The 13013-nt window shown below is 43.7% G+C and carries 13 protein-coding genes; 1 reads left to right on the top strand and 12 read right to left on the bottom strand.

Annotation, left to right across the window (positions count from 1 at the left end; all coding sequences use genetic code 11):
- Positions 1-21: 21 nt before the first annotated feature.
- From B2746_RS00350 to B2746_RS00315, 8 genes are all read right to left on the bottom strand, one after another.
- A complete protein-coding gene (locus B2746_RS00350; protein WP_290789590.1) occupies positions 22-729 on the bottom strand; it encodes a sulfite exporter TauE/SafE family protein in 708 nt (235 codons plus the stop codon).
- Positions 729-1175: a FixH family protein gene (locus B2746_RS00345; RefSeq protein WP_290789587.1), complete on the bottom strand. Its 447-nt coding sequence runs from the start codon at positions 1173-1175 to the stop codon at positions 729-731. The genes B2746_RS00350 and B2746_RS00345 overlap by 1 nt, the downstream gene beginning before the upstream one ends.
- A 3-nt stretch (positions 1176-1178) precedes the next feature.
- A complete protein-coding gene (gene ccoG, locus B2746_RS00340) occupies positions 1179-2594 on the bottom strand; it encodes a cytochrome c oxidase accessory protein CcoG (protein WP_290789584.1) in 1416 nt (471 codons plus the stop codon).
- 11 nt (positions 2595-2605) lie between these two features.
- Positions 2606-3814, bottom strand: a complete 1209-nt coding sequence (locus B2746_RS00335) for a cbb3-type cytochrome c oxidase N-terminal domain-containing protein (protein WP_290789581.1) — start codon at positions 3812-3814, stop codon at positions 2606-2608.
- A 22-nt stretch (positions 3815-3836) separates the two neighbouring features.
- Entirely contained in the window at positions 3837-4004 is a 168-nt protein-coding gene (locus tag B2746_RS00330; protein WP_290789578.1) for a CcoQ/FixQ family Cbb3-type cytochrome c oxidase assembly chaperone, read from the bottom strand.
- Between the two features lie 273 nt (positions 4005-4277).
- Positions 4278-6383 (bottom strand): cytochrome-c oxidase, cbb3-type subunit I, encoded by a 2106-nt coding sequence (ccoN, locus tag B2746_RS00325; RefSeq protein ID WP_290789575.1) that lies wholly within the window; start codon positions 6381-6383, stop codon positions 4278-4280.
- Positions 6384-6403: 20 nt separating this feature from the next.
- Positions 6404-6568: a cbb3-type cytochrome oxidase assembly protein CcoS gene (gene ccoS, locus B2746_RS00320; RefSeq protein WP_290789572.1), complete on the bottom strand. Its 165-nt coding sequence runs from the start codon at positions 6566-6568 to the stop codon at positions 6404-6406.
- A 79-nt stretch (positions 6569-6647) separates the two neighbouring features.
- Positions 6648-9032 carry a heavy metal translocating P-type ATPase gene (locus B2746_RS00315; protein ID WP_290789569.1) on the bottom strand — a complete coding sequence of 795 codons (2385 nt, stop codon included), beginning with the start codon at positions 9030-9032 and terminating at the stop codon, positions 6648-6650.
- Between the two features lie 127 nt (positions 9033-9159).
- Between B2746_RS00315 and B2746_RS00310 the strand changes: the two genes are divergently transcribed.
- Entirely contained in the window at positions 9160-10215 is a 1056-nt protein-coding gene (locus B2746_RS00310) for a response regulator (RefSeq protein WP_290789566.1), read from the top strand.
- Here B2746_RS00310 and B2746_RS00305 read toward each other — a convergent pair.
- From B2746_RS00305 to B2746_RS00290, 4 genes are all read right to left on the bottom strand, one after another.
- Complete coding sequence (locus B2746_RS00305) at positions 10212-10634, bottom strand: hypothetical protein (RefSeq protein WP_290789563.1); 423 nt, start codon at positions 10632-10634, stop codon at positions 10212-10214. The two genes, B2746_RS00310 and B2746_RS00305, sit on opposite strands and share 4 nt — an antisense overlap.
- A 19-nt stretch (positions 10635-10653) precedes the next feature.
- Positions 10654-11076 (bottom strand): Hsp20/alpha crystallin family protein, encoded by a 423-nt coding sequence (locus tag B2746_RS00300; protein ID WP_290789560.1) that lies wholly within the window; start codon positions 11074-11076, stop codon positions 10654-10656.
- 101 nt (positions 11077-11177) lie between these two features.
- A complete protein-coding gene (locus B2746_RS00295; protein WP_290789557.1) occupies positions 11178-11552 on the bottom strand; it encodes an RNA-binding S4 domain-containing protein in 375 nt (124 codons plus the stop codon).
- Positions 11553-11625: 73 nt separating this feature from the next.
- Positions 11626-12993 carry a dipeptidase gene (locus B2746_RS00290; protein WP_290789554.1) on the bottom strand — a complete coding sequence of 456 codons (1368 nt, stop codon included), beginning with the start codon at positions 12991-12993 and terminating at the stop codon, positions 11626-11628.
- Between the last annotated feature and the right edge of the window lie 20 nt (positions 12994-13013).

Below are 13013 nucleotides of genomic sequence, written 5' to 3'. Positions count from 1 at the left end.
TAAGGAGGCAGGGGTCATTGCTTAATGACATAGGATGCCAGTTCCTCTGGCTGTTTCCAAAACAGGACTTATATACGGAATTCCTAAATTTAATCCACGAAGTATAAGGAGAATACCCATAACTGCTATTACATAAGGAGTAAGTTGTCGCATCCTGTTTCGCAGGCTGATGCTGGCCATATGTCCAAACCAGTTGAGTGCAAGGAGTGCTGGTAAAGTGCCGGCTCCAAACGCGGCCATAAAGAAAATTCCATTACTGACCTGGTTGGTACTGAGTGCACCTGCTATGGCCAGATATACCATCCCACAGGGGAGAAGACCATTTGCCATACCAAGTAAAAAGAAATTGCCGGCTTTTGGTTTGTTAAGCAGGCGGCTCATACTATTTAAGAGTCGGATCTGAAAACGATTCATCCAACCGGGTTGAATCCTGCTTTTCTGATAAAGATATTGTATCAATAGTAACAATACAGCGATGCCTAATACTATTGAAAACCAACGCTGAATTCCGGCCAGGTATACCTGTCTGCCCAAAAGACCAAATAAGCCACCCATGGCCGCATAAGTGAAGATTCGCCCAATATGATAACTGAGCGTAACAAGCATTTTGGAAATTGTAGAAAACTGTTGTACAGGTAATGCAAATGCAATTGGACCACACATACCCACACAGTGAAAGCTACTGATCAGTCCCAGACTTAATGCTGCTATGGTAAGGTCCCAATTCATTATTGAAGGTTCATATAATTTTCCTGGTAATACGATTTTCCCGCTGCATTCCATTTTATCCGCAATTTATAGGCTGCGGGTGCTACAGTTTCGCCTATTTGAATAACCTGCATTCCGCTGGTATCCGGTTGTAAGGGCAGTATGGTATCTTTTTTAGCATCAGCCGGGCAGTAAAAATAGATTTCACCAGAATCCACCTGTAGCTTCATTTCCATGGGCATTAGAATCTGCAATTGTTTATCATCATAATTTAGCTTTATAGAAGAGGATAATGTTTCTGCATTTTTTCTGGCATCAATCACTTCCTGGTAGGCAAGTTCTTCTTTATAATAATCTTTGGATACCAGTTCGAATTCGGTTTTTACACTCATATAAATAAGTGTACCCATCAGTAAACCGAATACGATAAATACGAGTATAATTTTATGTCCAAAATTTAGTGCCATAGTTTATTGTGTTACGGGACCTAAAAAAGTGGTTTTAATAAGATCTATTCTTTCAGTGCCACGGTAAAGTCCTAATTGGATTATATTTTTTCGATCCCGAATTGATTCTCGTGGTAATACCAGGAAAAAAGAACCTGATCCCTGTCCTTCCTGCTTCACAATGATTGGACCACCTCCAATGATTTCAACCTTACCCGGCTTGCTTTCCAATTTTACAGTAAGTGGTATTTCATTCATTGTTTTGTTCGCCACTTTTATATTATAAAGATTGGAGATGCTGTCTGTTCCTCTTTCCTGATAGAGCATTCCCGGTGTTCGCATAATGGTGGCATCCACATCTTTTCTGGTGATCAGCAAGCTGGATAAAATTACCACTAATACCAGCAGTAATGCGGTATATAATTTCATTCTTGTGGTATATCTCAGGGGTTCTCTTCCTGCAATACCATTTTCAGAAGCATATCGGATCAAACCTCTTGGTCTTCCGATTTTATCCATGATATTGTCACAGGCATCAATACATGCAGTGCAATTCACACATTCCAATTGGGTTCCGTTACGGATATCAATACCAGTTGGACAAACATTCACGCATTGTAAGCAATCGATGCAATCGCCCAGCGATAATGTTTCTTTATCTTTAAGCTTTCCTCTTGGTTCTCCTCTTTTGTAATCGTATGCAACTATCATGGAGTTGCGATCCAGTAATACCCCCTGTAAGCGACCATACGGACAAACTACTGTGCAAACCTGTTCTCTGAAAAAAGCATATACCCCATAAAATATACCGGAGAAGATTAAAAGGGATAAAAATCCAATAAAGTGTTCGCTAACTGGTTCGGTGATAATTTTCCAGAGATCTTTCACACCAATAATATAAGCGAGAAAAAAATTGGCAATTACGAACGACATAATAAAGAAAACGAGGTGTTTGGTTGTTTTCTTTGTTATTTTCTCTGTATTCCAGGGTGCTTTGGCCAGTAATCGCTGTTCTGATGCACTGCCTTCAATCAGGTATTCAATTTTGCGGAAAACCATTTCCATAAAAATGGTTTGCGGACAAATCCAGCCACAGAAAAGTCGTCCGAATGCTGCGGTAAATAATACAATGAATATTACAAAACTTACCATGGTAAGTCCGAATATAAAAAAATCCTGTGGCCAGAAAACTTTCCCGAATAAGATGAATTTTGCTTCCGGAATATTGAATAGTAAAAGTGGTCTTCCGTTTACCTGGATAAAAGGTATGGCAAGGAAAACGATGAAAAATAGCCAGCTTACATAGTTTCGCCAGTTGGTAAAACGTCCTTTTGGTTTTTGTGCAAAAATCCATTTACGTTTACCGGATTTATCAACCGTGGCGATCCTGTCGCGAAAACTTTCTTCTTCTTTTTCAATATTTTCCTTAGCCACACTCATGGAGGACGGTATTAATTGGAGAGTTTAGTGATTGCAGCGGAATCTACCACTGCTGTAGCTTTTGTTGAATCAACAGCGGCTGGTGAATCGGTATGTAATTCTCCCTGTTTTTCTTTTGCATTAGGCGGATTGGTACCATGGATCGATTTGATAAAACTGCTGATCTGTGCAATTTTAACCGGACTTAAATCTTCCTGCCAGGAACGCATTCCTTTTTCAGGAACGCCGTATTTGATGGTCTTGAAAATTGAATTGATACTTCCTCCATGTAACCAATAATCATCTGTCAGATTTGGTCCAACTGTTCCTTCACCTGCTTTACCATGACAGGCGGCGCAATTGGTGATATAGAGTGCCTGTCCTGCTGCAATTCCTCCTGCATCCAACATAACTACGCTGTTTTCATCAATATTGTTGGCAGCTTTTTTCAGATATTCTTCCTTTTGTTTTTCTGCAATCGCCATTTGTTTGTTGTATTCCTCAATGGAAGATGGCCCGGTATGAGAAACATGGAATCGCCAGAGATAGATTACAGAAAAAATAATGCATATATAGAACCCATACAACCACCAGGGTGGGAGGCGGTTATCCAATTCCCGGATACCATCATAATCATGCCCAAGGTCAATATCTGCTTCCTGCTCAACCGGCTTGAAGCGGTTAAGCTTTGACCACCAGCTTTCTTTTGGTTTTGCTGGAACAGTAGGCTGTTTCACAACTGCGGTGCTGGCAAGCTCTGCTTTGATCAGCAGTTTCAGGTTATAGAGCAGGTAAAGAATGGCAATAAGTTCAATTGCGAGTACGCCGGTTAGGAAATAAAAAGCAATCGGATCCATTCCTCCGATCAGATTTGAACCTGCCGCTGATGCTGATCCGACATTTTGTGCACCTGCTGCATCCTGCGCCATGGCTGAATTGGAAAGCAGCGCAAATCCGATTAGAAGCGAAGAAACAATTCCGGATTTTGCTTTTCTGTATCGGCTAATGAATACATCTGCAGCACCATTAACCACCCAGGCTAATAAAATTATGATCAATGCCAAAACTGCAATAATGATCAATAAGGTTACTGCAAGCGGATTTTCCAGGCTGCTCACAGGTGGGGGACCAGATGCTCCTTTTGCCCAGACTGGAAGGGTTGCCGCCAGTAATCCCAATAACATGACCATCACCTTGCATGCAGCGCCTATATTGTGGCGTACTTGTTGGAAAAAAAACATAGTAAAAGTTTTAGCGTTTAGTCTAGTTTCTGTTGTCAAGCGGAATACGACTTATTTCATCAATCATTGTCTTATCCGCCTTATATGTCCAAATCACCACCAGCAGAAAAAAGACACTAAAAATCAACAAAGACCCCAATCCATAAATGCTGATTCCTGCAATTGATTCCAGATAATTTATAAATTTCATGTTGTTATTTATTTTATTTTCCTGCAGTTGTTTCCCTTTCGCAGTTAAATGTTTCGTTTTTAGTTTATAGTTGTTTGTACTACGGTTTGTTGCACTTCAGGTGTCTCACCTTTCGGCTCCCCCACTTTTAATTTTGACCTTTCGTGTGTTTATCATTCCGGCTTACCACTTCACATTTATTTATTCCTGAATTTTATCTTTCTGCACTTTCCTTCGGGTGTTTTTTCTTTCAGCGTGTCTTACTTTTTACTTTTACTTTTTACTTTTGCCTTTTTACTTTTTAATATCTGTCCCCATCCGCTGCAAATACGCTATCAATGCTACAATCTCATCGTGTTTGCCCACTTCAATTTTTTCCATTTTTAAATTGATCCGAATGGCATTGGCCTGCGTATTCAATTCTTTGTTTGCTATTTCTGCATACCCTTTTTCGTACGGCACCCCAAGTGTTTGCATGGCTTTTATCATTTTGGGTGTCATAGCGGTATCAATTTTATCTTCAAAGAGCCAGGGGTAGGCCGGCATAATGGAACCCGGACTCATACTAGTTGGATCCAGCATATGGTTATAGTGCCAGCTGTCGGGGTATTTCCCACCTTCACGCGCCAGATCTGGCCCCGTTCTTTTGGATCCCCACTGGAAAGGGTGGTCGTATACGAACTCACCTGCTTTACTGTATTCGCCATAACGGGCTACTTCATCGCGGAATGGACGGATCATCTGACTGTGACAGGTATAACAGCCTTCGCGCACATAAATATCCCGGCCATGAAGTTCAAGCGGAGTATAGGGTTTTACACTGCTGATGGTGGGAACATTAGATTTCACCAGGAAGGCTGGAACAAATTCGAGAACACCTCCAATTGCAACGGCAACAAAACTGAAGACAAGCATTTGAATCGGACGTTTTTCAATCCAGCGATGCCAGTGTTCCTTGCCATGTGTTTTGATTTCTTTTGGAAGTGGGGCTGCTTCTGCTTCTTCATTGGCAACAAAGCTGCCTGCTTTCATTGTTTTATACAGGTTGTACACCATGATAAGAGCGCCTATCAGATATAAGGTACCTCCGATACTACGGGTAACATACATCGGAATTATATGGGTAACAGTTTCGAGAAACTGGAACTGCAATTGTCCCTCTGCTGTAAACTGTTTCCACATCATACTTTGAGCGAAACCTGCCCAATACAAGGGGATTGCATAGAGTATGATACCAATCGTACCGATCCAGAAATGAGAGCCTGCCAGTTTTTTGGAGTACAACGGTGTATTGTACATTTTAGGGATCAGCCAGTACAGGACACCGAATGTCAGGAAGCCATTCCAACCGAGTGCGCCTACGTGCACGTGCGCTACAATCCAGTCGCTGAAGTGTGCAATGGCATTTACACTTTTCAGACTCAGGAGGGGGCCTTCAAAAGTAGCCATACCATAACAGGTAATGGCCACAACCAGGAATTTCAAAACAGGTTCTTCCCGCACTTTGTCCCAGGCCCCGCGTAAGGTAAACAAACCATTCAGCATACCGCCCCAGGAAGGAGCAATCAGCATAACGGAGAAAACTACCCCAAGTGATTGTGCCCAGTCAGGAAGTGCTGTATAGAGCAGGTGGTGTGGCCCCGCCCAGATATAAAGAAAAATCAGTGCCCAGAAATGTATGATGGAAAGCCGGTAGGAATATACCGGACGGTTGGCCGCTTTAGGAAGAAAATAATACATCAGTCCGAGGTAGGGTGTTGTCAGAAAAAATGCCACAGCATTATGACCATACCACCATTGAACGAGTGCATCCTGCACGCCAGCATACCAGCTGTAGCTTTTAAAAAGACTGATTGGTAATTCGAAACTGTTTACAATATGCAGCATCGCTACAGTTACCCAGGTAGCGATATAAAACCAGATGGCTACATAAAGATGACTTTCTCTTCTTTTAAGGATGGTTCCAAAAATATTGATACCAAAAACTACCCAAATCAGCGTAATGGCAATATCGATTGGCCATTCCAGTTCGGCATATTCTTTACCGGTAGTATATCCTGCCCAAAGTGTCAGTGCTCCAGCAACAATAATACCCTGCCATCCCCAGAAATGGATTTTGCTCAGCAAATCGCTGAACATACGGGCCTTACAAAGGCGTTGTAGGGAATAATAAACCCCCATAAAAATACCATTGCCTACAAATGCGAAAATCACGGCATTGGTGTGTACCGGGCGCATTCTTCCGAAGGTAGTGGGTGCAAAATCGAGGTTGATAGCCGGGTAATACAGGGCGATGGCCGCCCATAATCCGGCCAGCATGCCTACAATCGCCCATAATATGGTAGCAAAGGCAAACCACTTAACGATTTTGTTGTCATAACTGAATTGTTCAAGCTGCATACAGTTGGCTGTTTTTCGGTTTATTGTTGGGAACTTTTTTTGGAAGGTTTATCGTCAAATAACATTCGGACCGGAGGTGAGTATTCGTCCTCATATTGTCCTTTTTTTACACTCCAGATAAAGCCGAAAAGAAAAATTCCGGCGACGGAGATACTGGCTATAAGGAGTAGGATTATAACACCCATTTGTAAAATTTTTGTAAAAGTACCCGGTGAAGCCTGGGGGCTTTATGACTGCTCTCAACGGTTTTTATGATTTTGATCACTATAATTGAAGTTTGCGCGCATAGATTCCGGATGCACCATAGGTGAGCAGAATTATACTCAGGGAACTGGAGGGCATGAGTATGGCAGCGACCAGGGGAGATAGTTCGCCCTGTACCGCAAAATATAAGCCTATGATATTATACAAAATGCTCATAACAAAACTGGCTATCACGATCTGTTTATTGCCTTTGGCCAATAGCAGGAAGCGATCCAGTTTGCCGAGGGAGGAAGCATCCAGAATGCCATCACTGGCAGGTGTAAACGTGTTGGAATGTTCAGCTATCGCTATTCCCATATCACTTTCCTGTAAGGCGATGGCATCATTCAGGCCATCTCCGATCATCATTATTTTTTTCCCCTTTTCTTTTTCTATTTCGATATAGCGGAGTTTATCCTGGGGCTGCTGATGAAATAGAAGGGTGGTATTTTTGCCAACCATTTTTTCCAACTGATATCGTTCGTTTTCATTGTCGCCCGAAAGGATGGCAAGCGTATAATCCGGCTGAATTCGGGTAAGCAGGGCGGAGACTTCATCGCGGTAAAAATTATGAAACTGAAAAAATCCTTTCAGCTGGCCATCTATTGAAACATAAACGCGGGTGCCGCCCGTAGGGTTTTTCGTTCCACAAATAAACTGCTGTGAACCTAGCGCATACCGGGATCCATTGATGCTGCCTTCAATACCTTTTCCAATTCGTTCACGAAACTGTTCAACCGGTATCCGCTTTCGGCCCAGGTGTTGCACCAGTGCTTTGCTTAGCGGATGGCGGCTGTTACCGGCCAGAGCAGAAATCGCTTCCAGCTGTACTATGGTTAAAGCGTCTCCTGTATAATCTACAGCATGTTTGGTGGTAGTGGTCAGTGTTCCGGTTTTATCAAATACAATCTCATTAATACCGGCCATTTCTTCAATGGCCTGTGCATTCCGGAGATAGAGTCCGTTTCGTGAAAAAATACGCAGGATATTTCCATTGGTAAATGTATTGGAGAGTAGCAGTGCACAGGGGCATGCAATGATCAATATGGCGGTTACAGCCGGCCAGATTTTTGTAGTATCCACTGCCCACCAATAGGCTGCTGTTAGTAGTGCAATACCAAATACGATATACGTAAAGTACCTGCTCAATAGATGAACAAAGGAAATTCCTTTTTCTTTCTGCGCAGGTTTGTCAGCCTGGTTCCAGAGACGGGTAAGGTAACTTTGCGCCACTTCTTTTATGGTCAGCAGTTCAATCGTTCCGGCCGTTTGTTTGCCACCTGCATATATGAGTTCACCTACTTCTTTGAGAACCGGCAGAGATTCTCCGGTAACAAAACTGTAGTCAATATAGGCCCGCCCTTTGGTTAGGATTCCATCAGCGGGGATTAGTTCATCCTGGTGAATAGAGAGTGTGTCTCCGGGTTTGATGGAAGGGAGAGCGGTTGGAATTTCAGTATCGTCTTTTAGTACGGTTACGGCTATAGGAAAATAAGAAGTATAATCGCGTTCAAAGGATAATTGCTGATAGGTTTTGTCCTGAAGTACCCGGCCAATCAGCATGAAAAATACGATTCCGGAAAAAGAATCAAAATAGCCGCCACCAGTATCTGTTATTACTTCAACTACGCTTCGTAAGAATGTTACCCAGATGGCCAGCACTATAGGTGCGTCTATATTGAGAAATCGATGTTTCAGACTTTTCCAGGCACTGGTGTAAAATGGTTCTGCGCTAAATAGTAAAACCGGTAATGCAAGCAGCAGGTTGAGGTAACGGAATGCATATTGTAATTCCTGTTCTGCCTTTTCCAATCCCAGGTATTCCGGAAAGCTCATCAGCATGATATTCGCAAAGCAGAATCCCGCCACACCTAATTGATATATCAGGGTGCGGGGGATTCTGGGTTTTGCTTTTTTCAACTGCTGTAAAGAGATGTAGGGTTCATATCCGATGCTGGTTAGTAATTCGGCTACTCCCCGTAAAGAGAGAATGTTATGGTGGAAAATGATATCCACTTCTTTGCGGGTAAACTGTACGGTTGCTTTTATGATTCCTGCATTTATTTTATGCAGGTTTTCCAGCAAATACAAGCAGGAACTGCAATGGATTTGAGGTAAATAAAAAGTAATATGTGTAGTGGAATCATCTTTAAAATGAATCAGCTCCTGTTGAATTCCGGTATCCTCCAGAAAAGAAAACTTGTCTTTCCGTACGGTGATTCGCTGACTTTGTCCGGGATTTGTATTGAGATCGTAATAATCGCAGAGCTCATGCCTGTTTAAGAGTTGGTACACCATTTTGCAACCATCGCAACAGAAATTTTTCGATTCCAGCAGAATAATGCCTTCCTGGCAGGATTCTCCGCAATGGTAACAGGTGGTTTCTTTTTTAGATGTGGTTGCCAATACGATTCTTTTGGCCGCTAAACTAACCCTGGTGCCGCCGGGAAAGGGTGAGGTCTCTCAATTGGGGAACTGATTTTTCTCAATCAAGGCATTTTCGTTTATTTGGGGAATGAATAAGCTGCCTGATATGAAACATATCCTAATAATTGACGATCATACGGAAATCAGAGAAAATATTGCAGAAATTCTGACTTTGGGAGGATATCAGACAAGCACGGCAGAAAACGGCAAGAAAGGAGTGGAGCTGGCTTTGCAAAACAAACCTGATCTGGTAGTTTGTGATATCATGATGCCGGAATTGGATGGGTATGGTGTCTTACACCTGCTACGGAAAAATGCCGAAACCGAACATATCCCTTTTATATTCCTAACCGCCAAAGTGGAACGCAGTGATTTCCGAAAAGGCATGGAAATGGGGGCTGATGATTTTATTACCAAACCATTTGATGATATTGAATTGCTGAATGCGATTGAAGTGCGGCTGAAAAAACAGGATATCCTGCATCAGAAGTATACCAATGGGGAAGAAGGTGTGAAAGAGCTAATGCAGGATTTGCAGGAATCGGGTATGATCCGTCTGGATCCGGCAGAATATGAATCCGTTCAATTTTCAAAACGGCAACTGGTATACGCTGAGGGAAAAAGACCGAAATACCTGTATTACCTGAAATCAGGCAAAGTTAAAGCCTATCGGCTGCATGAAGATGGCAAGGAGTACATTACGAATTTGTACAGCGCAGGTGATTATTTTGGTTACATCGCTTTATTGGAAAATGGCTCTTATGAAGACAATGCCGAAGTGTTGGAGGATGCGGAACTTGCCCTGATTCCAAGAGAAGATTTTGTGCAGGCGGTTTATCATGATATGACGATTGCCGGTAAATTCATCCGACTAATTTCCCAGAATGTAAAAGAAAAAGAAGACCGGCTTTTGCACCTGGCATATGATTCCCTGCGGAAAAGGGTGGCAAAGGCACTCGTGGATATCCATCATAAGTTCAATGGGGAAGATGTTCCCAGCCCGCTGGATATTCCACGGGAAGATATTGCCCAATATGTGGGTACGGCTACAGAATCACTGATCCGGACCCTGAGTGATTTCAAGTCGGAGAAACTGATCGAAATTAAAGAAGGCAAGATCCGGATTACGGACCTTGCTAAATTGGGTAATTTGCTGTATTAATCTTCGCCCCTGCTAAGTTCGAAATCGGGGGTTGCGGATTGGGTGGTGTTTTCAGCCGGACTGGAAATTTCTCTGCCATGTTCATTTTGCTGTTTGAGCGACCATTGGTCGGTCATGGTTGTTTCCAGCCAGAGGTTGCCTGATTTACGGAAGACCTGAGTCGCTAATCCGAATCGGTTCAACAGGGTTTGTTCGAAATCTGCTACCGTCATAGACGGCTGGATTTCCAGTAGTCCTTCTTCCTTCACATGGCCGGTGAACTCCAGCAACTGGTTGGCGCGAAGCATCTTTTGGGCATTGGAGCCCTCCTCAATAGCATGTCCGCGTTTGAAGAATTCAATTTTAAGGAAAGGAAACAGGGTGTTGAAATCCTGCTGCAGCTCTTTAAATGTTCGGGTTTTGCTGATCCGGATGGTCATGGGTGAAAATTAATAAGCATTAATAGATGAACACATCTACTTCCCCGCTGTCGATGGCGGCAACATTTCGCGGGATGTGCAGGACGAGTTCACCGTTTGTATAAGTTGCCTGGGTCAGGGCTGTGTCAGCGTCTTCGGGAAGGCCGAAACTGCGCTCCCAGGCAGAGTAATTGTATTCATAGGTGGATTTTCCGGCGGCGTCTTTTTCGGTGCTTTCTTCTTTTTTGCCGCTGATAACCAGTTCTTTTCCGCTTACATGGATTTGAAAACAAGGGCGGTCCATTCCCGGCACAGCCAGCCGGATGATGTATTCCTCCGCTGATTCCGATACATTGGCGGCGGGTACCCAACTGGTTGCTCTTTTTCTTTGTTCAGATGTACCTTCATACACGAACAGTGGCCTGCGCAGGCGGTGATTTCTTTTTGTGGTAGCTGCTGTCATAAACCGTGGTTTTAGATAAAATCGGAAATTATCATGCCACAAATTTAGGGGTATGGTTAGGGTGGTTTTATGACCTGAAGTAGACGGAAATATGACTTTGCTCAATCGCTGGTAAAGTCCTCCAGATCGCGCCGATCTTTCTTAGTTGGACGGCCCAGTTTGCTGAGTCTTTTGCCGGTATGGAAGCTGGCTGCCTGGAATTGGATACGATCAAGTTCTTCGGGTGGGGTGAGGTCCTGGTAATTAAGGATGGCTTCGGGGTAAGCGACTCTGTTTTGGATGATGCCGGTTACTTTGATTATCCATTTACGGGCATCTGATCGTACTTCATATTCATCACCGATTGCGACGATACGGGACGCTTTGACGGATACGCCATTCAACTTCACGCGTCCTTTGTCCAGCGCTTCCGCTGCCAGTCCCCGTGTTTTGAACAACCTTATTGCCCACAGGTATTTATCAATTCGAACCTTCATAAGTGTCAGACAGGTGTTAGAACGTTGTTAGATACGTATCAGATAGATGTTAGATGAGTGTTAGAACACAGTCCTAACTCCTGTCTGACACGTAGAGATGAAAATAAGGAATCGTTTCAATGCCCTTATAGAAATTGGCGAGATCGAATTTCTCATTGGGTGAATGCAGGTTATCGCTGTCCAGCCCAAATCCCAAAAAGATGATTTTCAAACCCAACTCTTTCTCAAATAGCGAACAAATCGGAATGCTGCCGCCGCCCCGAACAGGAATCGGTGCCTTCCCGAATGTAGCCTCAATCGCTTTCGCCGCTGCCCGGTATTCCGTTGAATCAATCGGCGTCATATAAGGCTCGCCCCCATGATGTAAACTTGCTTTCACCGTTACGCCCGAAGGAGCTATGGACTCCAAATGCCGGATCAACATATCAGTAATGGTATGTGAATCCTGATTCGGAACCAGCCGGCAGGAGATTTTCGCAAATGCTTTGGATGGCAGCACCGTTTTGGCCCCCTCTCCCGTATACCCGCCCCAAATACCATTCAATTCCAGTGTAGGCCGGATTCCCGTGCGCTCATTTGTGGTAAACCCTTTTTCTCCCCAAACTTCCTTTACTCCCAAATCTGCTTTAAATTCCGCTTCATCAAAAGGAGCTTCCGCCATCAGTGTCCGCTCAGCAGCCGTGGCTTCCACTACATCTGCATAAAACCCGGGTATAGTAATATGATTGTTTTCATCATGCAGGGATGCAATCATTTTTGCCAAAATCGTAATGGGATTGGCTACCGCACCGCCATACACCCCGCTATGTAAATCACGGTTTGGACCTGTCACCTCCAACTCGATGTATGAAAGTCCGCGTACGCCGATATCTATCGACGGATTCTCCAGGCTGATCATCGCTGTATCTGAAATAAGAATCACATCCGCTTTGAGGAGTTCCTTATTTTCTTTTATAAATCCTGCCAGATTGGGTGATCCCACTTCCTCTTCCCCCTCAATCAGAAATTTAATATTCGTTGGAAGTGTTCCCGACTGAACCATCACTTCGAGCGCCTTCACATGCATGTAAAACTGGCCCTTATCATCACAGGCTCCCCGCGCATAAATTTTACCATCTTTTAGTACCGGCTCAAAGGGTCCGCTGTGCCATAGTTCCAATGGATCAGGCGGCTGCACATCATAATGGCCATAGACCAGAACCGTCGGTTTGGAAGGATCCGTAATCAATTCACCGTATACAATCGGGTGACCGTTCGTGGGATAGATCTCCGCCCGGCTTGCACCTGCTGCCAGTAAACTGGCTTTCACGGCTTCCGCACAGGTTACCATATCTGCTTTGTTCTCCGATCTCGCACTGATACTGGGAATTCGTAACAACTCCAGCAATTCATTCAAAAATCGATCCTTATGTTGATCCTGATAGGCTTTCCATTCTTTCATACAAACCATTTTGCGCCACG

It is taken from the genome of Flavihumibacter sp. UBA7668 (assembly GCF_002483205.1).
Taxonomy (GTDB): Bacteria; Bacteroidota; Bacteroidia; order Chitinophagales; family Chitinophagaceae; genus Flavihumibacter.
The sequence above is the reverse complement of the archived record's forward strand: the minus strand, read 5'-3'. Positions and strand labels throughout refer to the sequence as shown.